The sequence below is a fragment of the Sinorhizobium fredii NGR234 genome (genome assembly GCF_000018545.1).
GTDB classification, from domain to species: domain Bacteria; phylum Pseudomonadota; class Alphaproteobacteria; order Rhizobiales; family Rhizobiaceae; genus Sinorhizobium; species Sinorhizobium fredii_A.
The window spans coordinates 1,546,758-1,569,602 of record NC_012587.1 but is presented as its reverse complement, the minus strand read 5'-3'; the positions used below and the strand labels follow the sequence as shown (position 1 = coordinate 1,569,602).

Annotated in this window: 25 protein-coding genes and 1 tRNA gene; 17 read left to right on the top strand and 9 right to left on the bottom strand. The window is 62.9% G+C overall.

From position 1 onward, the window contains the following. Window positions 1-2: 2 nt before the first annotated feature. The gene (locus NGR_RS18905; RefSeq protein WP_012708070.1) at window positions 3-410 is read left to right on the top strand and encodes an NUDIX hydrolase; all 408 of its coding nucleotides are present in this window, start codon (window positions 3-5) and stop codon (window positions 408-410) included. A 17-nt stretch (window positions 411-427) separates the two neighbouring features. Here NGR_RS18905 and NGR_RS18900 read toward each other — a convergent pair whose 3' ends face one another. Genes NGR_RS18900 through NGR_RS18870 form a run of 7 tightly spaced genes read right to left on the bottom strand, consistent with a single transcriptional unit; the run spans window position 428 to window position 6,214 of the window. Beyond that, on the bottom strand, window positions 428-745 hold the full coding sequence (locus NGR_RS18900; RefSeq protein WP_012708069.1) for a TfoX/Sxy family protein: 318 nt from the start codon (window positions 743-745) through the stop codon (window positions 428-430). Between the two features lie 4 nt (window positions 746-749). Further along, the gene (locus tag NGR_RS18895; protein ID WP_012708068.1) at window positions 750-2,366 is read right to left on the bottom strand and encodes an NTP transferase domain-containing protein; all 1,617 of its coding nucleotides are present in this window, start codon (window positions 2,364-2,366) and stop codon (window positions 750-752) included. Continuing rightward, window positions 2,363-3,067 (bottom strand): XdhC family protein, encoded by a 705-nt coding sequence (locus NGR_RS18890; protein ID WP_012708067.1) that lies wholly within the window; start codon window positions 3,065-3,067, stop codon window positions 2,363-2,365. Before NGR_RS18890 ends, NGR_RS18895 begins: the two co-directional genes overlap by 4 nt. 2 nt (window positions 3,068-3,069) lie before the next feature. Continuing rightward, complete coding sequence (locus NGR_RS18885) at window positions 3,070-3,402, bottom strand: XdhC family protein (RefSeq protein ID WP_164924326.1); 333 nt, start codon at window positions 3,400-3,402, stop codon at window positions 3,070-3,072. Window positions 3,403-3,450: 48 nt separating this feature from the next. Beyond that, complete coding sequence (locus NGR_RS18880; protein ID WP_012708065.1) at window positions 3,451-4,728, bottom strand: vWA domain-containing protein; 1,278 nt, start codon at window positions 4,726-4,728, stop codon at window positions 3,451-3,453. Continuing rightward, window positions 4,725-5,663 carry an AAA family ATPase gene (locus NGR_RS18875; RefSeq protein WP_012708064.1) on the bottom strand — a complete coding sequence of 313 codons (939 nt, stop codon included), beginning with the start codon at window positions 5,661-5,663 and terminating at the stop codon, window positions 4,725-4,727. Before NGR_RS18875 ends, NGR_RS18880 begins: the two co-directional genes overlap by 4 nt. 23 nt (window positions 5,664-5,686) lie before the next feature. Next, on the bottom strand, window positions 5,687-6,214 hold the full coding sequence (locus NGR_RS18870; protein ID WP_164924621.1) for a flavin reductase family protein: 528 nt from the start codon (window positions 6,212-6,214) through the stop codon (window positions 5,687-5,689). Window positions 6,215-6,372: 158 nt separating this feature from the next. Here NGR_RS18870 and NGR_RS18865 point away from each other — a divergent pair, with 158 nt between their 5' ends. The 7 genes from NGR_RS18865 (at window position 6,373) to NGR_RS18835 (ending at window position 12,332) form a co-directional block, all read left to right on the top strand. Then, window positions 6,373-7,461, top strand: coding sequence for a branched-chain amino acid ABC transporter substrate-binding protein (locus NGR_RS18865; RefSeq protein WP_012708062.1), 1,089 nt, complete (start codon window positions 6,373-6,375; stop codon window positions 7,459-7,461). Beyond that, complete coding sequence (locus NGR_RS18860) at window positions 7,458-8,471, top strand: P1 family peptidase (RefSeq protein WP_164924325.1); 1,014 nt, start codon at window positions 7,458-7,460, stop codon at window positions 8,469-8,471. Before NGR_RS18865 ends, NGR_RS18860 begins: the two co-directional genes overlap by 4 nt. 69 nt (window positions 8,472-8,540) lie before the next feature. After that, window positions 8,541-9,215: a ribulose-phosphate 3-epimerase gene (rpe, locus tag NGR_RS18855; RefSeq protein WP_012708060.1), complete on the top strand. Its 675-nt coding sequence runs from the start codon at window positions 8,541-8,543 to the stop codon at window positions 9,213-9,215. Window positions 9,216-9,220: 5 nt separating this feature from the next. After that, the gene (locus tag NGR_RS18850; RefSeq protein WP_164924620.1) at window positions 9,221-9,958 is read left to right on the top strand and encodes a DUF2259 domain-containing protein; all 738 of its coding nucleotides are present in this window, start codon (window positions 9,221-9,223) and stop codon (window positions 9,956-9,958) included. Beyond that, window positions 9,955-10,494 carry a hypothetical protein gene (locus tag NGR_RS18845; protein ID WP_193377903.1) on the top strand — a complete coding sequence of 180 codons (540 nt, stop codon included), beginning with the start codon at window positions 9,955-9,957 and terminating at the stop codon, window positions 10,492-10,494. The genes NGR_RS18850 and NGR_RS18845 overlap by 4 nt, the downstream gene beginning before the upstream one ends. 69 nt (window positions 10,495-10,563) lie before the next feature. Next, window positions 10,564-11,871 (top strand): adenylosuccinate lyase, encoded by a 1,308-nt coding sequence (gene purB / locus NGR_RS18840; protein ID WP_012708057.1) that lies wholly within the window; start codon window positions 10,564-10,566, stop codon window positions 11,869-11,871. A 155-nt stretch (window positions 11,872-12,026) separates the two neighbouring features. Continuing rightward, the gene (locus tag NGR_RS18835) at window positions 12,027-12,332 is read left to right on the top strand and encodes a PilZ domain-containing protein (RefSeq protein WP_012708056.1); all 306 of its coding nucleotides are present in this window, start codon (window positions 12,027-12,029) and stop codon (window positions 12,330-12,332) included. A 39-nt stretch (window positions 12,333-12,371) separates the two neighbouring features. Here NGR_RS18835 and NGR_RS18830 read toward each other — a convergent pair whose 3' ends face one another. After that, window positions 12,372-13,178: a DUF2189 domain-containing protein gene (locus NGR_RS18830; RefSeq protein ID WP_012708055.1), complete on the bottom strand. Its 807-nt coding sequence runs from the start codon at window positions 13,176-13,178 to the stop codon at window positions 12,372-12,374. Window positions 13,179-13,338: 160 nt separating this feature from the next. On the opposite strand from NGR_RS18830, the gene NGR_RS18825 reads away from it, so the two are divergent. Then, window positions 13,339-13,893, top strand: a complete 555-nt coding sequence (locus NGR_RS18825; RefSeq protein ID WP_164924324.1) for an RBBP9/YdeN family alpha/beta hydrolase — start codon at window positions 13,339-13,341, stop codon at window positions 13,891-13,893. A 13-nt stretch (window positions 13,894-13,906) separates the two neighbouring features. Here NGR_RS18825 and NGR_RS18820 read toward each other — a convergent pair whose 3' ends face one another. Then, window positions 13,907-15,193, bottom strand: coding sequence for an ABC transporter substrate-binding protein (locus NGR_RS18820; protein WP_164924323.1), 1,287 nt, complete (start codon window positions 15,191-15,193; stop codon window positions 13,907-13,909). Window positions 15,194-15,338: 145 nt separating this feature from the next. Between NGR_RS18820 and NGR_RS18815 the strand changes: the two genes are divergently transcribed. From NGR_RS18815 to NGR_RS18785, 8 genes are all read left to right on the top strand, one after another. Further along, a complete protein-coding gene (locus tag NGR_RS18815; RefSeq protein WP_012708052.1) occupies window positions 15,339-16,364 on the top strand; it encodes a LacI family DNA-binding transcriptional regulator in 1,026 nt (341 codons plus the stop codon). After that, the gene (locus NGR_RS18810; RefSeq protein WP_012708051.1) at window positions 16,361-18,214 is read left to right on the top strand and encodes a DUF2264 domain-containing protein; all 1,854 of its coding nucleotides are present in this window, start codon (window positions 16,361-16,363) and stop codon (window positions 18,212-18,214) included. The genes NGR_RS18815 and NGR_RS18810 overlap by 4 nt, the downstream gene beginning before the upstream one ends. Further along, the gene (locus NGR_RS18805; protein WP_012708050.1) at window positions 18,211-19,221 is read left to right on the top strand and encodes a hydroxyacid dehydrogenase; all 1,011 of its coding nucleotides are present in this window, start codon (window positions 18,211-18,213) and stop codon (window positions 19,219-19,221) included. The genes NGR_RS18810 and NGR_RS18805 overlap by 4 nt, the downstream gene beginning before the upstream one ends. Beyond that, entirely contained in the window at window positions 19,218-19,988 is a 771-nt protein-coding gene (locus NGR_RS18800) for a sugar phosphate isomerase/epimerase family protein (RefSeq protein ID WP_012708049.1), read from the top strand. The genes NGR_RS18805 and NGR_RS18800 overlap by 4 nt, the downstream gene beginning before the upstream one ends. A gap of 75 nt (window positions 19,989-20,063) precedes the next feature. Beyond that, window positions 20,064-20,139: transfer RNA gene (locus NGR_RS18795), tRNA-Ala, on the top strand. A 283-nt stretch (window positions 20,140-20,422) separates the two neighbouring features. Then, on the top strand, window positions 20,423-20,590 hold the full coding sequence (locus NGR_RS32390) for a hypothetical protein (protein ID WP_165447154.1): 168 nt from the start codon (window positions 20,423-20,425) through the stop codon (window positions 20,588-20,590). 279 nt (window positions 20,591-20,869) lie between these two features. Further along, on the top strand, window positions 20,870-21,580 hold the full coding sequence (lexA, locus tag NGR_RS18790; RefSeq protein WP_164924322.1) for a transcriptional repressor LexA: 711 nt from the start codon (window positions 20,870-20,872) through the stop codon (window positions 21,578-21,580). A gap of 316 nt (window positions 21,581-21,896) precedes the next feature. Continuing rightward, entirely contained in the window at window positions 21,897-22,754 is an 858-nt protein-coding gene (locus NGR_RS18785; RefSeq protein ID WP_164924321.1) for a sterol desaturase family protein, read from the top strand. The last annotated feature ends 91 nt before the right edge of the window (window positions 22,755-22,845 follow it).

The following is a 22,845-nucleotide window of genomic DNA, read 5'->3' as shown; positions in this document are numbered from 1 at the left end:
CCATGGCCTTCCCGGGCATCGATTTTCCTGGTCTCGGCTGCGGGCTTGCAATCCTGCGGGAAGGCAAGATCCTTCTCTGCCGGCGCCTGAAGGCACCGGAGGCCGGCCACTGGAGCATCGTCGGCGGCAAGGTCGACCATATGGAGCGTGCCGAGGATGCCGCTCGCCGGGAGGCCGAAGAGGAAAGCGGCCTGTCGATCCATTCGTCGCGGTTTCTCTGTGTCAGCGAGCAGATGATCGAGGCCGATGGCCAGCACTGGATCTCACTGATCTACGCGACCGATGATTTTTCGGGCGAAGCGCGCCTCACCGAGCCGGACAAACTGTCCGATATAGGCTGGTTCGATCTTACCGCCCTGCCCCAGCCATTGTCCCGCTTCGCTGCGGACGCGGTCAGCGCGCTCGGATAAGGTACTCTCATGGCCCGTCATTTCTTCGCCCTGAGCGCGGCCGTATAGGCCAACTTCACCCAGCGGGCCATCTCATCCGGATCGTCGTAGGCCGAATCGGGGATGCTCCAATAGGGCATTTTCACTGGCTTGCCCTTGCCGTCATAGGCCCATTGCCGTGCGCCCGCTTCCTCGAGTGCCGGAGCCGTTTCGGCATCGCCTTTCAGAAGGATTTCTCCGTTGACCTCGACCGCGAGGATGACGCCATCGCAATAGATTCCCTTGCCGCCGAACATGCGGCGAATGGTGATCGGCCCCAGGGTCTCGAACATCTCCTCGATCGCAGCATTGTCCATCGTGTCAGCCCTTCAATATTCCCCCGGCGGCCAGGATCGCCTCGGGCGTATCCACATCGAGACGCGCCGCGGCACCCAGTTCGACATCGATCACCGGAAGGCCACAGCGCTCGACGATGTGTCTCGCCCCGACGTCGCCTACGAGTTGCCGGACGGCGGCAAAGGTGGATTTCGGCAGGATGACCGGATTTCCGCGCTGGCCTTCCGTCACTGCGCGGACGACGGCGCGGCCGGATTCGGCGCCGAAAGCGTCTATCATCTTTGACAGGTGCCCATCTGTAAGGCCGGGCATATCGGCGAGCATCACCAGCATGCCGCCCGCCCCTTCGTCCACCGCGGTCAGACCCGCGACAAGTGACGACGCCATGCCGCTCTCGTAATCGGGATTCGAGACGAGCGCGACCGAAAGGCCGGATAAGGCGGCCCGGATCTCCGCCTCCCGATACCCGGTAACCACGACGACCTTGCCCTTGCCGACAGAAAGGGCCGTCTCGACCGAACGGCGGACAAGCGGGATGCCGTCGAACTCGGCAAGAAGCTTGTGCTTCCCTGCGGGCCCCATACGGCTTGCCCGACCTGCCGCCAGTACGACGATCGCGACTGGGCCGGGCTGCGGCCTGACGGCGACTTCCCGCGGCTGCGGCCGTGTCGGGATTTCTTTCAGCAGTCCACCGACGCCAAGCCCGGCGATATCGGTCGGACTCGGCCACTCACCGGCGAGCAGACGATCGAGGATCCAGTCGAAGCCATTTTCTCTCGGGCTGCGGGCACATCCGGGTGCGCCGACGACGGGGATGTCGCCGAATCGGCCAAGTACGAGCAGATTGCCCGGGTCAACGGGCATGCCGACGTGCTCGACGGTCCCGCCGGCGCGCCGGATAGCGGCCGGCACGACATCCTCAGGGTCAGCGACGGCGGACGCGCCGAAGATGATCAGCAGGTCGTGGGTAGACCGGAGTTCGGCAATCTCTGCCGCGACGGCCGTCTCGGTGTGAGCGACGCGACGCTCGGTATCCAGACTGCTGCCAGCTTGTGCAAGCCGCCCCGCCAGCACGGCCCGCGTCTTGTCCATCACCTGGCGCTTCAGCGAAGGCAACTCGGTTGCGATGAGGGCCGCACGTTTCGGCACGAAGGGCTTCACGTCAAAGGCGGGCTCCGCGCGAAGCACCGCCGCCGCTTGCTCGACGAACTTTCCCGGCACCGCCAGCGGGATGATCTTGATCGTCGCCACCATATCACCCGCATCGACGGCGACATGGTCGGCAAGACAGGCAAGCGTGATCGCGGGATCAATGCGGTTCACGCGGTCGACCGTCGCGCGATTGGCGACGAAGAGACCCGACACCGTCGCATACACATTGACGCGGCCGGTTGCGGCGGACGAGAAACGAAGACGATCCGGGGAAATCGCGGATGCAATCCGAGCCGCGGCCTCGTCTTCCGGCAAATCGTCGGGTTCGAGTCTGGCAACGACCACCTCTCCCATGCCGGCATCGGCAAGCATCGCCAGATCATTCGCGCTCAGACGACGACCCTTGGCGAGCTTACCTTCCCCAGTCTTTACGGCGTGGGCCAGAATGGCGCCTTCCGCTTCGGCAAGCGGCACTGGACCAAACCTCATGCCGCACGCCCCTGTTCTCCACGATCGCGGTGACGCAGCGCGCCGATGATTTCGGCAAGGACGGCAATGGCGATTTCCGCGGGGCTCGCAGCGCCGATGTTCAGGCCGATCGGCGCCTTGATCCGGCCGATCGCCTCTTCCGGCACCCCGGCCGACCGCAGTCTCTCCACGCGGCTCGCATGAGTCTTACGGCTGCCGAGCGCGCCGACATAGAAGCAACCTGCGTCCAGGGCGGCTCGGATTGGATAATCGTCGATCTTCGGATCGTGGGTAACCGCAGCCAGTGCCGTATAGGGGTCGAGCGGTCGCATCGGCAGGACATCTTCCGGCCAATCGGCAAGAAGCTCGACGCCGTGGAAGCGCTCGGCCGTCGCGAATGCGGTGCGCGGGTCTATGATGGACATATCGAACCCTGCGACCGGCGCCAGTCGCGCCAGCGCCTGCGAGATATGGACGGCGCCGATGACCACCAAGCGCGGCGGCGGCAGATAGGTGTTGATAAAGACGGATCGCTCAGCGAGCGTCGCAAGACTGGGGCGGCCCGAACGAAGCGTTTCGGAGATCCCCGCCTCCCATTCGGCCGGGAAACCCTCGCCCTCGATGAAGACTTGGGCGCGGCCGCTCGAAAGATCATTGACGACCACGGCCGCCCGCCGTGCCGCGCGCGCTTCGTTCAGCTTCTCAAGGGTAGACAGTTGCATGGTCAGCCGTCAATTCGCTCTAGAAAAACCCGGATCCGACCGCCGCAGGAAAGGCCGACACGCCATGCCGTTTCGTCGGCGACGCCGAATTCGAGGACCCTTGGAACGCCTGAGGCGATGACATCGGCTGCTTCGCCGATGACGGCACCTTCGACGCAACCGCCCGACACCGACCCTTCGAAGGCGCCCTCGCCGTCAATCACCAGATGACTGCCGACGGGGCGCGGTGCAGACCCCCAGGTCTCGATGACCGTCGCCAAGGCCACGGCCCGGCCTTGCCTATGCCATGCCTCGGCAATCTCCAAGGGATCGAGAATCTTTGCTTCATTCGTCATCATGGCACTCCGCCTCGCCCTCTTAGATCATGACGATCCGGTCGCGTTTCAACCCACATTGTCGTGAGCTTCATCGGCCGCGCGCTGGGGGTGAAGAAAGCGTCGTGGGTCGGCGTCGCGGCTCGCTTCCCCCGACAGCGACTTCACCAGTTCGGCGACGGATTCCAGATTGTGCACCGTTCGAAATTCATCGACGTGCGGCAGCATCGCCCTGACACCGCGCGCCCGCGCCTCGAAACCCTCGAAGCGGAGCAGCGGATTGAGCCAGATCAGCCGGCGGCAGGAGCGATGCAGGCGATCCATCTCGATCTCGAGCTGCACCGCGTCGTCGCGCTCGAGGCCGTCGGTGATCAACAGGACAATGGCGCCCTGCCCCTGGACGCGCCGAGACCAGCGACGATTGAACTCATGCAGGGTTTCACCGATGCGCGTACCGCCTGACCAGTCCTTGACCGCGGCGACGCATTCGTCAAGCGCTTCGTCGGGATCGCGGTTGCGCATCTGCCGGGTGACGTTCGTCAGCCTCGTGCCGAAAAGAAAGGTCTGGACGCGGTGTCGCTGCTCTGTCAGCGCGTGCAGGAAATGCAGGAACACCCGCGTGTACTGGGTCATCGAGCCCGAAATATCCGCAAGCGCCACGAGCGGCGGGTGAACGAGGCGCGGCTCCCGGAAACGCGGCAGGATGAGCTCGCCGCCGAACCGCATGGCATCGCGCATGGTGGCGCGCGGATCGATCCGGGCTGGCCGATGGGAAGGGCGGAAGCGCCGTGTCCTCACCCGGTCGAGCGGCAAAAGCAACGACGAGATCGCCCGCCGCGCCTCGCCGATTTCTGCGGCGGTCATCTGCGCAAAATCCGCCTTGCGAAAGAGCTCCCGACCGGAAGCGGTGTAGCGCGCATCGATCTCGATTGCCTGCTTCTCTCCGGGCGGTCGATCGTCATGCCGCCCGCTGAGGAGCGCTTCGCCGAGACGTGCCGCGCCCGCTCGCCGCGGCTGATTTTCACTGGCGCGTGCAGGAGCGACGGGCGACAGCAGCGCGATCATCTTCCGGACGAGATCGCGCTTGCGCCAGAACAATCGAAACGCCTCGTCAAAGAGCGCCTGGTCCTCATGCCGCTTCACCAGCGTGCATTGAAGCGCGGCGTAGAACTCGCGGCGCGATCCAATGCCGATTGCGCCGACCGCCTCTATCGCGTCCGCAATCGCACCAGGACCGATCCGCATGCCTGCCCGCCGGAGAGCCCGAGAGAAGAACACGATGTTGTCCGCAAATCGTCCGCTCGCCCGGTGTTGGTAGAGGCCGTCTGCAGGGGACCTGGCGGTCATGATGTGAGCTCGGCGGCCATGAGGTCGCGCTTGACCTCTTCCAGCAATTTTCGCCCCTCGGCACCCTCTATCCGGGCAATGTCATCCTGATACTTCAGGAGCGTGCCGAGCGTGTCGGCCAGCGTCTCCGGGTCGAGCGCCAGCGCGTCGAGCTCGGTCAGCGCTGTCGCCCAGTCGATTGTCTCGGCGACACCGGGGTTCTTGAAGAGATCGACCGTCCTGAGTTTCTGGACATAGGCGACGATCTCTCGGGAGAGCGCCGCGTTGCAGCCGGGCACCTTGCGCCGGATGATCTCCAGTTCCTGCGCGGCATTGGGATAATCGACCCAATGATAGAGGCAGCGACGCTTCAAGGCGTCGTGGATTTCGCGAGTCCGGTTGGTGGTAATGATGACGATCGGCGGCTCGTCCGCCCGGATCGTTCCAAGCTCTGGAATGGTCACCTGGAAATCGGAAAGTACCTCGAGGAGGAATGCTTCGAAGGCTTCGTCGGTGCGGTCGAGCTCGTCTATCAGGAATACCGGGGCGCGGCCGCCATTCGCCGAGATGGCCTGCAGCACCGGACGGCGGATGAGGAACCGCTCCGAGAAGATGCCGCTTTCGACCTTTTGCCGGTCGACCATGCCGGCTGCCTCCGAAAGGCGGATTTCCAGCATTTGCGCTGGGTAGTTCCATTCATAGACGGCAGATGCGACGTCGAGCCCCTCGTAGCATTGCAGACGGATCAGCGGTCGATCGAGCGAACGGGCGAGCACCTTGGCGATCTCGGTCTTGCCGACTCCCGCCTCCCCTTCGAGAAACAGCGGTCGCTTCATCCTGAGTGCCAGGAAAAGAACGGTCGCGAGAGCGGTACCGGCGAGATAGTTCTGCGACTTGAGCAGCGCCATCGTCTCGTCGATGGACTGGGGCATCCGGCCTGTCTCGTGTTTCGCCATATTCGCTCCTCTCTCGAGGAAAATTATAGCGTGCGGTATCCCCGGTCCACATAAATGAGCGGCGGTGCCTTTTCGCCGATTCGCACGTCCACCACTTCGCCGAAGAGGATTGCATGGGTGGCCATGATCTTCACTTCGAGCAGACGGCAATCGAAGGCGGCGATAGCGTCGACGAGAATCGGCGATCCGGTCGCCAGCTCAGTCCAACGGCCGAGTGCAAAGCGGCGCTCCATATCAAGCTGGTCACGTCCGGAGAAGGCATGTGCCAAGGCGAGATGCTGGCTACCGAGGACGTTCAGCGCAAAGCTGTCGCCGCGCAAAAAGATGTCGTTGCGCGAATTCGCGGCATTGAGGCAGGCGAGAATCGTCGGCGGATCGTCCGACACCGAGCAGGACGCGGTAATGGTTACGCCGCGCCGCTCGGCACCATCCGCCGCCGTGATCAACTGCACGTGATGGGACAAGCGGCTCATCGTATCGCGATAGGTTATCGGGTCCAGCCGGGTCTTCTCCAACACATCACGCTCCGGATCGGTATCTCGCACATACATAGACTGTCGCGAAAAATATGAAACTAGGCCGATCGAGATTCTTGCCAATGCGCGACGCCGATGACGCACTGGGGCGATCGTCGTTTCCAGGCCCATCTTTTTCCTTTGACGAGTTCTGCCACTCCCTTAAAACATGGCGTGCGATAGCGGGAAAAAACATGCTGAAATCAATTGGTACGAGCCTTCTTGTCGCTGCGCTGACGCTGACCTCTCCCGCGTTTGCGGCCGGCCTGAAGATTGCCGTCGTCGCGCCCGCCGATGGCCCCTTCGCGGCGCTCGGCAAACAGATCACCGATGGCGCCGCCTTCCAGGCTGCCGATCGGGGAAGCGAGATCGTACCGATCGCAGAGAGCTGCGATCCGGCCGGCGGCGAGGCGTTGACGAAGGCGCTGCTTGCCAGCGGCGCCGAGGCGGCGATCGGCTTTCTCTGCACCGAGAGCCTGGAAGCGGCGCTGCCTGCCCTCGCCGAGGCCGGCATTGCCGCGATCACCCTCAGCGTCCGCTCGGATATTCTCATGGAGGACGCCATCAAGAAGAAATGGCCGCTCTTTCGCCTGGCACCGAGCGGCAAAGCCGAGGCCGCGGCGATCACTGATGCGATCGTGACCAACTGGAGGGACAAGCCGCTGGCGCTCATCGACGACGGAACGATCCATAGCCGCGAACTCGTCGAAAGCGTCCGCAACGCCCTTGCCGAGATCGGCCTCACCCCGGTTTTCACCGACACCTACCGCCCGGCCCAGGAACAGCAGGTGAGCCTCGTTCGACGCCTGGCGAAAAGCGGCGCAACGCATGTGTTCACCGGGGGCGACCGCAACGATACCGCCGTCATCGCCCGCGACGCAAAGGCAGAGAATGTTCCGATAACTCTGCTTGGCGGCGATACGCTGAACGCCGCTGATCTCGACGTGCCGCTGGAGAATGGCGTTCTGGCCGTCACCATCCCCGACGCGGCCCGGTCGAGCGAGGCGGCGCCGGTCGTCACGGCAATGCGTGCCGCTGGCATTGAACCGGATGGTTACGTTCTTCCGGCCTTTGCAGCGGTGTCGCTTCTCGAGCAGGCGAAGGATCAAGCGGAGAAAGATGATAAGGCTGTCCTGGACGCTCTTTCGAAGGGGCCTTATGCGACCGCCCTCGGGCCGGTCCGCTTTGACATTACGCACGAACGGGCCGGGAGCCCCTACACTCTGATGCAATGGCGGGACGGCCGTTTCGCGGCCGCCACGGAAACAGGCAAGGCTGAGTGATGCGCAAGGGACCGACCAATCTGATCACCGACGTCGCGGGGATCCTGGTCGGCAACGCCGAGGATCACCGGCTGAAATCCGGCGTCACGGCGGTGCTTTGCGATCCGCCGGCTACGGCGGCGGTCCAGGTTCTCGGCGGCGCACCGGGTACGCGCGAGACCGACCTGCTGGCCCCGCACAATACGGTCCAGACCGTGGACGCGATCGTCCTATCCGGCGGCTCCGCCTTCGGCCTGGACGCGGCCTCGGGCGTTCAGGCAGCCCTTCGCGAAATGGGCCGCGGCTTTCCCGTCGGCCCGCATCGGATTCCGATCGTTCCGGCGGCGATCCTGTTCGATCTGATGAATGGCGGCGAAAAGAACTGGGGACAATTTTCGCCCTACCGCGACCTCGGCTACGCCGCGGCACGTGCTCAGGCCGGCGCCTTCACGACCGGCAGTGCCGGAGCCGGAACCGGAGCACTCACCGCCACCCTCAAGGGCGGCCTCGGTTCCGCCTCGACGATCCTTGCGAACGGCATCACCGTCGGCGCGCTTGTCGCCGTCAACGCGCTCGGCTCGGCAACCATCGGCGAGACACGCCATTTCTGGGCGGCACCCTTTGAGCTGGATGGCGAATTCGGCGGGCTCGGGATGCCTTCTCCCTGGCCGCAGGATGCGGCGCAGCCACGGCTCAAGTTTCGCGAGGCGGCGGCCGCAGCCGCCAATACGACCATTGCCGTCATCGCCACCGACGCGGCTCTCTCGAAGGCCGAGGCGAAACGTCTGGCGATTGCCGCCCATGACGGCTTCTCCCGGGCGCTGTGGCCGTCCCATACGCCGCTCGACGGCGATCTGGTGTTTGCGCTCTCGACGGGCGCCAGCGGCAAGAAACTCCTGCTGGAGGATTTCATCGACTTGAGCGCCGCGGCGGCGGCAACCATGGCAAGGGCAATCGCGCGGGGCGTGCATGATGCCGCGGCGGCCGCGGGCGACCTCAAGCCCGCCTGGTCGGCATTGCCAGATAACTGAGGCCCGCCCTCGCATGTTGTTTGCACGGTCGCGGGATGCTATGGGCGCGGCAAAGACCGGAGGCTGTTCATGACCCACCCCATTCGCATTGCCCCATCGATCCTGGCGGCCAATTTCTCCAAGCTCGGCCAGGAGGTCCGCGATGTCGTCGATGCCGGCGCCGACTGGATCCATCTCGACGTCATGGACGGGCATTTCGTGCCGAACATCACCTTCGGTCCCGACGTCATCAAGTCGCTGCGTTCCTACACGGACGCGACATTCGATTGCCACCTGATGATCGCGCCGGCCGATTCCTTTCTCGAAGCCTTTGCCAAGGCCGGCTGCGACATCCTCACCGTCCATGCCGAAGCTGGCCCGCATCTGCACCGTTCCTTGCAGACCGTGAAGGCACTCGGCAAGAAGGCCGGCGTTTCGCTCAATCCCGCGACGCCCGAAAGCGCGCTCGAATATGTCCTGGACAGCCTCGATCTCATTCTGGTGATGACGGTCAATCCGGGCTTCGGCGGCCAGAAGTTCATCTCGGTGATGGAAGAGAAGATCCGCCGCATCAAGGCAATGGTCGGCGACCGGCCGATCGAGATCGAGGTGGACGGCGGTATCGCGCCGGAAACCGCCGGTGTCGTCACCGGTGCCGGGGCCAATGTGCTGGTCGCAGGCTCCGCCATCTTCAAGGGCGGCTCCGTCGAAGCCTACCGCGCCGCCATCGAGGCGATCCGCACGCCGGCCGAGAAGGGTCGCTGATGAGCATGCGGGCGGCGGTCGCGACTGCAGTCCTGATCGCAACGGTGAGCGCCGCGTCGCCAGCGATCGCCGGCGACTATGCCAGTTTCCAGCCGATCGGCTTTTCCTCGGACGGCAAGGTCTTTGCCTTCGAGGAACACGGCATTCAGGATGGCTCCGGCTTTCCCTATTCAGCGATATACATCCTCGACACCCAGACCGACACGTTTCTGCCAGGTGCGCCCGTGCGGGCGCGCGTCGAGGAGGACGGCGGCGCCTTGGCGAAAGCTCGCCATGATGCGCGGCGGCGGGCGGCGCCGTTGATCGACGCCTACCGGCTTCTCGACACGCCTGGACTGCTCGCTGCCTATAATCCTGTGACGGAGCCCGACGCAGCTGATCACAGGCTGAAATACGATGCATTTCCCGCCGACGCGGCGTTTCGAAAGACTTACGAGCTCGAACTCGAGGAGAAGCGTTTCGAACCCGAGGGGATCTGCAAGGATCTCCTGAAAGAGGTCAAAGGCTTCCGCCTGGTGATGACGGAGAAAGCCGGACAGCCCGTGTCCGAGGTCTTGCAGGATGATGGCCGCATTCCGGAGAGCCGCCACTGCCCGACCGGCTACCGCATCGGCGGCGTGGTGACTCATGTCAATGACGACGGCTCGCAAGTCCACGTCGTCATGGTCCTAGTCAAATCCCTCGGCTTCGAGGGTACGACCGACGGCCGCTGGATCGCGGTGCCGACCTGGCCCGGACGATGAAGGAACAGCCGGCCTCGCGCAGGCGCGTCGTCGCTCCCACCGGTTATCAGAGACGTGGGCGCTTCCTTCGTGCCATCCCGTCGTGGCGGGAAACATTGCTCGGCGGTCCTGCCTGGGGTCTGACGATGGCGTTCTCGGCCTGGTACGCGCTCTGGCTGCGCGAGCATGACGCGACGTTTCACCTGGAAAGCATCCTGCTTCTCTTCGCCTCGGGCGGCTTCATCGCCTGGCCGCTCTCGCTCTTCGCCGGGCGCTGCATGGCGCAGGATCGCGCCGTTGAAACACGCTTTGCTGCCTATCTCCTGTGCCTGATTGCCGGAACCGTCGGGGTAACGGCGCTGCTATTTGCCCTCGATTATCGTATCTTCTATTCGCAGTGGCATGCGGCGACCGGCTCGCGCATCTGGTTCTACCAGGCGCTGTTCACGTCGCTCTCCGCTTACTATCAGTTCCTGGTGCTGGGTGTCAGGCTGTACCTGCCCCTCGGGGCCGTCGCTCTCGTGTTGGCGAGCCTGGGGCTGGCGCGACCGCAATAGCGTTGAGCTTCCGTCCCATCTTTGGTAGAGGCACAGCCATCCTCCACTGACGATGAAAGCATAGAGCCCATGATCCCCCGTTACTCCCGGCCGGAAATGGTGGCCATCTGGTCGCCAGAAACGAAGTTCCGCATCTGGTTCGAGATCGAGGCGCACGCCTGCGATGCGCTCGCCGAAATCGGCGTGATCCCCAAGGACGCGGCCAAGACAATCTGGGAAAAGGGCGGCGCGGCTGAGTTCGATGTGGCGCGCATCGACGAAATCGAAGCGGTCACCAAGCACGACGTCATTGCGTTCCTTACCCATCTTGCAGAATTCGTCGGACCGGACAGCCGCTTCGTGCACCAGGGCATGACGTCGTCCGACGTGCTCGACACCTGCTTCAACGTGCAGCTCGTCCGTGCCACCGATCTCCTGCTCGCCGACCTCGACAGGCTACTCGAGGCGCTGAAGCGCCGCGCTTTCGAACATAAGGACACGGTGACGATCGGCCGCTCCCACGGCATCCATGCGGAGCCGACGACTTTCGGTGTCAAGCTCGCACTCGCCTATGCTGAATTCGACCGCTGCAAAGAGCGCCTTCTCGCCGCCCGGGAAGAGATTGCGACCTGCGCGATTTCGGGCGCCGTCGGTACCTTCGCCAACATTGATCCGCGGGTCGAGGAACATGTGGCCGAAGCACTCGGCCTGAAGCCGGAGCCGGTCTCCACCCAGGTGATCCCGCGCGACCGCCATGCCATGTACTTCGCCACGCTCGGGGTCATCGCCTCTTCGATCGAACGTCTTGCGACGGAAATTCGCCACCTGCAGCGAACCGAGGTGCTCGAAGCAGAGGAATATTTCTCGCCCGGCCAGAAGGGCTCCTCGGCGATGCCCCACAAGCGCAATCCGGTGCTGACGGAAAACCTGACGGGCCTTGCCCGCATGGTCCGCGCTTTCGTCGTTCCGGCGATGGAAAACGTTGCCCTCTGGCACGAGCGCGATATTTCGCATTCCTCGGTCGAGCGGATGATCGGACCGGATGCAACGGTGACGCTCGATTTCGCGCTGGCGCGGCTGACCGGCGTCGTCGACAAGCTCCTCGTCTATCCGGAGAACATGATGAAGAACATGAACAAGTTCCGCGGGCTTGTTCATTCGCAGCGCGTGCTTCTCGCCCTCACCCAGGCCGGCGTTTCCCGCGAGGACGCCTATCGCCTCGTGCAGCGGAACGCCATGAAGGTCTGGGAGGAAGGGAAGGACTTCCTCGAGGAACTCTTGGCGGATCAGGAAGTCCGTGCGGCGCTTTCCGAAGAGGATATCCGCGAGAAGTTCGACCTCGGCTATCACACCAAGCACGTCGACACGATTTTCCGCCGGGTTTTCGGCACGGTCTGAGCCGCTTCTCCGAGTGCCGCTGGCGGCACGAGAGCGTCGTCAGCATGGAATCGGCCCGTATTTGAGCGCTTGTTTCAAATGCGGGCCATTTTGTTAGCCGGTCTTTCAACGCTCTCATGGAATCTCAACCCGTAACAATCAGGTCAGAGGAAGCCATGGCGTTTAGGGAGAGCGTGCAGCGCGCGTCGGCGCGCACGGACACGAAGATAACCGGCACGGTCAGTTGCAGCACCGGTTCGAGCAATGGCGTCGTGAAGGACCTTTCCGACGAAGGGATCTGTTTTCAGCTGCTGTTCGACATCGGCGCCCGGACGGGCCAGGAAGTGACGATCCGCAGCGAGGAGCTGGGCTTCCTCACCGGGATGGTGCGCTGGTGCCGCGGCGACAGGATCGGCATCAAGCTCAAGCTGTCATCCAACACGGCGGCGCAAATCTCGTCCTACTACAAGTTTTTCCGGTAAGCCGACGGCCGGCCAATGGCCGGCCGCCCCGCTTGCCGTCTAGCGAATCGGCCGCGCCGGTTCCACCAGTTTCCGATAGAGATGCCAGGTGGCGTGGCCGAAGATCGGCATGATCACCGCCAAGCCGACGAACACCGGAATCGAGCCAATCACCAGACCGGCGGCAATGATGAGGCCCCACAGGGCGACCGGCACCGGATTGGCGAGGGTTGCCCGTATCGAGGTCTCGACCGCCGTCATGGCACCGACGTCCCTGTCGAGCAGCAGCGGGAAGGCGATGACGCTGATCGACAGCACGATCACCGCGAAGATGAAGCCGACCGCGTTGCCGACGAGGATCAGGTTCCAGCCCTGATCGGTACCGATGACGCCATTCCAGAATTCGGCAATGGAGTTCGGTGGCGTTGCGCCGAACATCGTTATGTAGAGGCCCTGGGCGACCAGGAGCCAGACGACGAAAATGACGAACAACAGGGCGGCCACCGCCAGGATCGACGGAATTGCCGGATTGCGGTGCAGCCGCAGCGCATGCGGCCAGGACGCGTCCATGCCGAGTTCGCGGCGCCGGCTGATCTCATAGAGACCGATAGCCGCGACAGGCCCGATGAGGGCAAAGCCGGATGCGAGCGGATAGAGCAACGGCAGCATGTTCGCCCCCGCGCTCCAGGTCATCAGCACAACACCGGCAACAGGATAGATGAGACACAGAAAAACATAATGCGAAGGCTTCTCGCGGAAATCCTCGAACCCGAGACGCAGCGCATCGAACACATCTGCAATGCCAATCTTTCGTATCTCGGGAACGGCGCTTTCGTTCGCTCCCGAGAGGACATGGAAGGTTGTCATGGCTCACACTCCTCAACGAACCAGAGCAGCCATGGATTCGCAAGCGGCGGCGAAAAAGGCCGTTGCGAACCGCGACCGCCGTCTCCGATTATACAGAAAACGCAACCCTTGTCGCCTGTGCCTTGACTTCGGCTCTTTTCGTCTCCAAATCGCGGCGATCATGAAGGTTTCAGAAGCGCATATCCTGATCGTTCCCGGCTATACCAATTCCGGGCCGGACCATTGGCAAAGCCGATGGGAGCGGAAACTGTCGACCGCGCGCCGCGTCGTGCAGGCGGAGTGGTCGAAGCCGGTGCGCGAAGATTGGGTGGCGCGGATGATCGAAGAGGCCAATGCCGCAACGAAACCGGTGGTGATCGTCGCCCATTCGCTTGGCATCGCCACGGCCGTTCACGCGCTTCCGCATTGCAAGAAGAAGATCGCGGGCGGCTTTCTTGTCGCCCCGCCCGATGTCGCCAACCCGAACATCCGACCGAAGCATCTAATGACCTTCGGGCCCTATCCGCGCGAGCCCCTACCCTTTCCATCGCTGGTGATCGCCAGCCGCAACGATCCGTTCGGCTCGTACGAACAGGCGGGCGACATTGCCAATGCCTGGGGATCGCTTCTCGTCGATGCCGGCGAAGCGGGCCACATCAATGCCGAATCCGGCCACGGGCCATGGCCGGAAGGCACGATGGTCTTCGCCCAGTTCCTGAGCCGCCTGCAGCCCTGATCGCTTGCCGGGATCAGCCGGCGCGAACCGTTGCCTTGCCCTCTTCGACCAGGCGCGTCGCCGCGTCGGCGATCGAAATCCGTTCGAAGGCCAGTTCATCGGCGATCGGACGAAGCACCCGCTGGTCGAACTCCGTCGATCCGAGCGGTGCGGGCGCCGGGTAGCTGCCCACCTGGTCCTTGAGCGCGTTGATGTATTTCACCGTTTCCGCTTCCGTGGGGTTGAGCGACGGCAGGATCGCCTCGCGCACCTTGGGCGACATCGGCACGCCGCGCTCGACGCCGAGAATCTTGCCGGCTTCCGGGTCGTTGACAAAGAAGTTGATAAACTTCGCGGCTTCTTCACCATGCTCGGTCGTCGCGCCGATGCTCCAGATCAATGCCGGCCGGTAGTAATGGCCGGAGGGGCCGCCCTTCTCGGCGCGCGGCAACATGCCGATGCCGAGCTTGCTCTTCATGATCAGCTGATAGCCAACCATCTGGTTCGAATAGGCCATGCCCATGGCCGAATAGCCGAGCGACAGGCAATTTGTGTCGATCGTGTTCTGATCGAGGGTCTGGATATCGGCGCCGACGGTGCCGCCGCGCTTGCGCAGGTCCTCCCAGTAGGCATACCACTCCTTGGCTTCGTCGACGCCGAAGCCGAGGCCGCTCTCGGTGTAGAGGCTGCTTCCACGCTGCCTGAGCCACGCGTCGAAGACATAGGCATAACGGGCCCCGTACGGACCGCCCCAAACGTTCTTCTTGCCGGCGGCCTTGGTAATCTCGATCGCGATGTCGGCGTATTCCTTCCAGGTGGTATCGACCCCTGGCGGCACTATTCCAGCCTTCGCAAAGGCGTCGGCGTCATAGAACAACGCGAAGGCGTTGAGCCCGAGCCCGATGCCCCACAGCTTTCCGTCCACCGTCGTCAGCTTCAGCACATCCTTGCCGAAGGCACCCACGTCCAATGTCGAGGGAATGAAAGGATCGAGGGGGAGGCAGGCGCCGCGCTTCGAGTAATCGGAAATCGTGCTCGGCTCGAGCTGGAAAACGTCGGCGATGGCGCGGCCGGCCATCTGGGTCGCGAGTTTGGTCCAGTAGCCGTCGCCGCTCAGGCTTTCGCCGACGATCGAAATGTCCGGGTTCTTCTCCTGGAACAGCTTGGCAACACTCAAGGTCCGCTTCGAGCGGTCATTGGATCCCCACCACATGGCGCGCAGCTGCACGTTTTCAGCCGCGAGTGGTGAGGTCGCGCCAAGCGCAAGGCCGGCGGCCGCGCCTGCCGATCCGAGCAGGAATGTGCGTCGATTGAAAAGCATGCTGTTCCTCCTGTCGTTGTTTGCCTCGCGCTCTCCTCCAGCGCGCGGCGGAACCGAACTCCGCAGAAGCTTATGCAAGAAACGGTTTTTTGCAAGAATTTGTTTATCACTTGCAAATTTGCATTGTTTGCGCAATGCTTGCGCTATGATCGACACATCCAAACGCTTGCGCCAAGCCGACATCGCTGCCCATGCCGGGGTTTCCGTCTCCACCGTCTCGCGCGTTCTTGCGAACGAACCGGGCATCAGCGAGGACGTGCGCCGGCAGATCCTGCAGGTTGCGAGCGACCTCGGCTATCCAACGAAAGCTGCCTCGACGGCGATACCGGGCACCCTGGCCCTGATCGCGAGCCATGGCATGACCGGCGGACTGAGCGTCTTCTATGAAGGCATTGTCGAGGGCCTGCGGTCCGAGGCGGCCAAAGTCGGGATGTCCTTCGATGTCCGCCTTGTCAGAGAGGCGAAGGCGACGCCGGAGACCGTGTGCGAGCACCTCCAGGCCGTTGGCGCAGAGGGGCTCTTTCTGGTCGGGATCGATCCCGCCGACGCACTTTGCAGATGGCTCGAAGAAAGTCGCGCCCCTGTCGTTCTGGTCAATGGCAGCGATCCGCAAATGCGCTTCGACGGCATCTCTCCCTCGAACTTCCACGGAGCCTACGCGGCGACGCAGCGGATACTAAAGGCTGGCCATCGCCGCATCCTTCACCTGACCGGATCGCACCGAAACACGATCCGCGAGCGCATCCGCGGCTTCGAGGCGGCAGTCGCTTCGGTTGATGGGACCGAAGGGCGCGTCATCCGCCTGCCCTTCGAGGGCAATTCCAGCGTCGAGGCGCATGCGGCGACCCTCGCCGCGCTTGCCGAGGACGGTGGATTCTCCGCAGCATTCTGCATGAACGACTTTATCGCCGTCGGCGTGCTCGAAGCGGTCACCGAGATCGGCCGGCGCGTGCCCGAGGATTTCGCCATCGTCGGCTTCGACGACCTGCCCTGCGCGGAGATGGCCAACCCACGGCTTGCGACGATGCGCGTCGACCGCGTGGCTCTCGGTCGCGAAGCGATCGGCATGATGCATTTCCGTCTTCAGCACCGTGATGCACCGGCCCGGCATGTGTCTCACGCGGTGACCCCGGTGACCGGCGGAAGCTTGGACGAGAGACAGCACCCATGACCTATGACCCTGCCAGTGCCAATCCGCTCGCCGCCAATCCTCTGAAAACGCGCAGCGACATGCAGCACGCCTTGCAGGACCTCTTCGATCCGCTGCTGCCGTATTTTTCCAAGGGGAATGCACGGGTCCGCCTTGATGCAGCCGGCGCCCACTTCGATCGGGCGGCTGCCGATCTCGAAGGCTTTGCGAGGCCCCTTTGGGGCCTTGCGCCGCTTGCCGCAGGCGGCGGCGATTTTCGCCATTGGCAGCGTTATGCCGATGGCATCGCGAACGGCACCGATCCGAACCATCCGGAATTCTGGGGCTGGGTCAACAATCGCGACCAGCGCATGGTCGAGCTCGCTGCCATCGGTTTCGCTCTCGCCCTGATCCCCGAAAAACTGTGGGATCCGCTGAACGGCCGGGCGAGAGACAATCTCGTCACCTATCTGCTCCACGCGCGGAAATTCGACTATGCCGACAACAATTGGAAGTTCTTCCGCATTCTCGTCGACATCGCGCTCGACCGCCTCGGCGTCAATTACGACCGCAGCCTCACGAACGCCTATCTCTCCGAGCTCGACGATTTCTACATTGCCGATGGCTGGTATCGCGACGGCAATGTCCGACGGGTCGATCACTACATCCCCTTTGCCATGCACTTCTATGGCCTTATCTATTCGCGCCTTGTCGATGATGATTATTCGAAGCGCTATCGCGAGCGCGCCCTCGCCTTCGCCAGGGATTTTCGTCACTGGTTCGCCGAGGATGGGGCGACCCTGCCCTTTGGGCGCAGCCTCACCTACCGCTTCGCCTGTGCCGGCTTCTGGTCGGCGCTGGCCTTTGCCGATCTCGAGGCGCTGCCCTGGGGCGAGATCAAGGGCCTTTGCCTTCGCCATATCAGATGGTGGGCGGACAAGCCGATGACGCACCGCGACGGCGTGCTGTCGATCGGCTACGGCTATCCGAACCTCCTGATGTCGGAAAACTACAATTCGGCGGGTTCGCCCTATTGGGCGTTCAAGGCCTTCCTGCCGCTCGCCGTGAAAGAAGACCATCCGTTCTGGACGTCTGCGGAAACGCCACCCGCACGGCCCCCCGGCACGGTTGCGCTTCCCCATCCGGGCATGGTGACGATGCCTTGCAAAGGCGACGTCGTGGCGCTTTCCTCGGGACAGGAGAACCGCCAGATGCGGTTCGGTTCGGAAAAATACGCGAAATTCGCCTATTCGACGCGGTATGGCTTCAGCATCGAGAGCGACGAACGGGGCTTTGCCGGCGCGGCGTTCGATTCCATGCTGGCCTTCAGTGATGACGGTATTCACTACCGGGTGCGCGAGACCAACCAAGATGTCCGGATTGCCGGCACTGTGCTTTATTCCAAGTGGTCGCCTTGGCCGGATGTTGTTGTTGAAAGCTGGCTGCTGCCGGCCGCCCCCTGGCATGTGCGGGTGCACCGGATCGTCACTCCAAGGCCGCTTGAAACGGCCGAGGGCGGTTTTGCCATTGCCAGACGGGACTTCGAACTCGACGCGCTTTACGCGTTGACCGGCGCTGCCTATGCCATCGGTGAAGAGGATTTCAGCGGAATCCGCGATCTCGGCTCGACGGTCGCACGCCAAGGTCTGGCGCAGAAGGCGCCGCCAAATACCAACCTCATTGCTGCAAAGACCCTGGTGGCGCAACTGCGGGCAACGATACCGGCGGGTGAGACCGTTCTTCGCTGTGCCGTACTGGCGCTTCGCGATACCTCTGCCGTTTCGAGCGACTGGGAACATCCGCCGGCTGCGCCTGATCTCGCCGAGTTGCGTGCCGTCGCGGAGCAAGGCGTGACCGTCAGCGCCATGAATGCGCCGGGACGAATGCCATGAGCCGCCCGGCGATCGCCTTTGCAATGCAGCCCGAAAGGACGCAGCACGTCCTGACGCCGGACCTTCTCGCGCGGATCGATAGCCTCTCTCGCATTCTCGATCCGCGACCAATGACCGGGTTCGCCGACAGCCGAGCGAATCGCTTGCTGGCCGAAGCGGAAATCCTGGTTACCGGCTGGGGCGCGCCGCGATTCGACGCAGCCGCTCTTGCGGCGGCACCGCGCCTTCGCCTCGTTGTCCATGCCGCCGGAACGGTCAAGGGCCTGATCGATACCACTGTGTTCGATGCAGGAATAACCGTAAGCCATGCGGCCGAGGCAAATGCCGTGCCTGTTGCGGAGTTCACGCTCGCGGCGATCATTTTTGCGGGCAAGAACGTCTTTCGATTCCGCGCGCTTTACGCAGCCGACAGAGGACGCCAGCGGACCCAACTGCTGCAGGGACAGGCGATTGGAAACTATCGCCGCACAGTCGGTATCATCGGCGCCTCGCGGATCGGGAGGCGGGTGATCGAACTGCTTCGGCCATTCGACTATCGGGTGCTGCTCTACGATCCGCTGGTCGGCCGAGAAAGCGCTTCCGGCCTCGGCGCGGAAAAAGCCGATCTCGATGCGCTGATGGCCAACTCGGACATCGTTTCGCTGCATGCGCCTTCTCTGCCCGAGACCAGGCACATGATCGACGCACGGCGCCTGTCGCTGATGAAGGAGGGTGCAACCCTGATCAACACGGCGCGCGGCGCGCTCGTCGACGAGGCCGCCCTCATCGACAAGCTCGGGACAGGCGCGATCGATGCCATCATCGACGTGACACATCCCGAGGTGCCGGAAGAAACGTCGCCTCTTTATGGTTTGCCGAACGTCTTCCTGACGCCGCACATTGCCGGCGCAGTCGGCCTCGAAAGGACGCGCCTCGGCGAAATGGCCGTCGACGAAATCGAACGTTTTCTCGCGGGGCGGCCGCTGCTGTTCGAAATCCGCAAGCACGAGCTGGAGCGCATGGCATGAGCGATTTCGAACCGGGGCTCTGCACCGTCACCTTCCGCGGCTTGCCCCCGGAAAGTATTGTCGATCTCGCCCGAGAAGCGCGCCTTGCAGCAATCGAATGGGCGGGCGACGCACATGTTCCTCCCGGGGACACATCCGTTGCCCGGATTGTCGGACGCCTCTGCGAAAGGGCTGGACTGGCGATATCCTACGGCTCCTATGTGGCGCCGCCGACAGATGATCCGTCCGAATTCAGGCATGCAGTCGAGAGTGCGATCGCGCTCGGCGCTTCGAATATCCGCATCTGGGCCGGCACCCGCCGGCGCGATTCCAAAGACTATAGCGCCGGCGAAAGACGCGCGACGGCCGATTCGATCCGCGACATGGCTGCCGAAGCGGGGCGGCATGGCATCAGCGTTTCGCTGGAATATCACCCGCAATCGCTGACGGACACGACCGAGTCCGCATGCGAGCTGATCGAGTCGATCGCCCACGACAATGCCTATCTCTATTGGCAGCCGCGCCCCGGGCTGCCGCTCGGCGAAGCGATCGCCGAGGTCGCACGGATCGGCCAGCATGTCTCCCATCTCCACGTCTTCGCCTGGGATCGGGACCGCAACCGTTTTCCCCTGGCGTCGGCGGCGGACTACTGGCGAACCATCCTCGCCAGCCTTCCGCAGTCGCGCTGGAAAGGGCGGAGACTTGCGATGCTGGAGTTCGTCGCCAACGACGAGCCGGCCGCCTTCCTCGAGGATGCAGCGACGCTTCGGAAAATCCTGGGTGAGTGAAGAACTTCGGCCAACGCGTCCGGCACAAGATGGACTGGCGTAGCCGCCCAAATCCGCTTATATACGTAAGCTGCCGGGGTCGTAGCTCAGTTGGGAGAGCGCCGCAATCGCACTGCGGAGGTCGAGGGTTCGACTCCCTTCGACTCCACCAAATTTCCATTTGTCCAGCCCGGAGACATAGGTAACAGATCGTTCCTAAGACATGGGTGGGCCGCCCACCACTAGAAACTGTATTCTGTTCAGACCGTTCGCAGGTTCAGACGTGAAGCAAAAAAGCCCCGGGATTCGAGGCCTGGACGTTGACCGCGCGGTATTTTCTCACCGAGAAAAGCGGTCTTCTCGCATTGCCTCTCGCTTGCCAAAGAGCGTGATTTGAGAGAGACTTAGCGCCTGGCATCATTGCATATCGGCAACTCCCGCAAGCGGAGAACAACATGCCTCTCAAATTTCTGATCGCCGTCACTGCAATCACGCTTCTCACTCTTTCAGGATGCGCTTCGACGGGCTCAACGGGCAACACAACCTACACCCAGTGGTACGGCCCCTATCCTGAACCTGATTTCGACGTTCTCAGCCCCGGCGGGCTGCGCCTCGCCTACTAAAAAGCGCTGCAGCGACTTCGTGCGTCCGATCGGGCGCGCGGCGCTGTAGGGCCGGCGTAAGGGCAAAGTCGAGCCGAGCCACGAGGCTCGGCCGGCGCGCGACGCTGCGCCGAATGCGCGGCGTCCTCCGTTTTCCGGCGTCAAGCGGAGCCACCCCTCTGTTGCCCCGACGGACTTCAACGCTCGGCTCAAATTCACCGAATATTAAGTGCTTGCGGAACACATATGGAACGGATAGTTTCTGTTCTTGATTTGTTTCGCGAATCTGGAGTGACGCGCATGCTGACCCGCAAGCAACAGGAATTGCTGCTGTTCATTCATGAACGGATGAAGGAATCCGGGGTGCCGCCGTCCTTCGACGAGATGAAAGACGCGCTCGATCTCGCGTCGAAGTCCGGCATCCACCGGTTGATAACGGCGCTCGAGGAGCGCGGGTTCATTCGCCGGCTACCCAATCGGGCCCGTGCGCTCGAGGTCATCAAGCTGCCGGAAGCCTATTCCGCACCCTCGCAGCCGCGACGCGGCTTTTCGCCGAGCGTCATCGAAGGCAGCCTGGGCAAGCCTCCGGCTGCGCCGAAGCCGGTGCCGGCGCCGGCCGAAAACACGTCCATGACGGTGCCGGTCATGGGGCGGATCGCTGCGGGCGTGCCGATTTCGGCGATCCAGAACAACACGCACGAAATTTCCGTGCCGGTCGAGATGATCGGCAACGGCGAGCACTATGCGCTCGAAATTAAGGGCGATTCGATGATCGAGGCCGGCATTCTCGATGGCGATACGGTGATCATCCGAAACGCAAACACCGCCAGCCCGGGAGACATTGTCGTGGCCCTGATCGACGACGAGGAGGCAACCTTGAAGCGATTCCGCCGCAAGGGCGCGTCGATCGCACTGGAGGCAGCGAATCCGGCTTATGAAACGCGGATATTCGGACCCGACCGGGTGAAGATTCAGGGCAAGCTCGTCGGCCTGATCCGGCGCTATCATTAGACGCAGTTTGGTAGTGGTCTTGGCCGCTTGCATGAGCGGTCGTTTCGTCCAGCCCGGAGGTATTCCGCCTACAGCGCCGCGCGCCCTATCAGGCGCGCAAAGGGTCGCTGTACTTTGAATTGCTGCATGTCTTCGTCCTTACATCAAGGTCGATTTAAGGAGACATGCAGCGATCAGCGGCGGTGCGGGCGAGATCCTCCGCGCTTGGCAGCAGGAAGACGTCACGCTATCCGATCCGCGCATTTCCACTTTGAATTGCCGAAACGGCATGGCATGTTCCGCCGGCGCGAAACTGGCTCGGAGGGCTCAGGTGCCGATGTCGGACGAACTCTTCTACCTTCTGTTCCTGTTCGGATTCTACGCCACGACAGTCGTTACCTATTTCGCCCTTGGCTATGGTCTTACCTGGGTCAACGACCGCAATCCTGAGCGAAAGATTCAGAAGGGGCGCGGTTCCGACAAACGTCGCAAAGCGGAAATCCGCCAGAGCCTGGCTTCGATGTTCAGCGCTTGCCTGCCGTTGACCATCGGCCTCTACGCCCAGCAAAAAGGTTGGGCGCCGGCGCCCTGGGCCTTCACCTGGTGGGCGGCCGTGCCGCTCTTTGTCCTGTGCATGTTCCTCTCCGACACCTGGTTCTACTTCATGCACCGGCTGCTGCACACGAAGTGGCTCTATCCGTTGCACGCACTTCATCACAAGAGCGTCGCACCAACGATCTGGAGCACCTACTCCGAGGACGTTCTCGACAATTTTCTATTGCAGGGGTTCTCAGCCGTAATCGTCTTCATCGTGCCGTTTCCGCCGGCGATTCTCATCGGCCAAAGGCTGTTCGAACATTTCAACGGCATGTTCGGCCACTGTGGGTTCGAGTACTTCGCCTCGTCTTCGGCGCGCTACCCGTCCCCGTTGCTGTGCACGACCTTCCACGATCAGCATCATTCCGGATTTCGATACAACTACGGCAATTATTTCTCGTTCTGGGATCGCGTGCTGGGTACGATTTCGCCAAACTACGACCAGCGCGTGAAGACGTTCGAGGCGGAGGGTCTACCGCTCAGGTTCAGTCAGGCCAACGGCGGCGATCTACATCAGGCCGCCGGCGACAAGACAGATACGAATATCGAATGCGCCAACACGACTGCCGAGGAAACAATGCAGACGGCCCAGGTTTGATTTCGTCGCACCTGTCTGGGTGCGACGTTGCTTGGGACGGTGTGCTACATGTCTTTGAGCTCGCGAAACAGGCTGTGGAAGAACGGTCTGA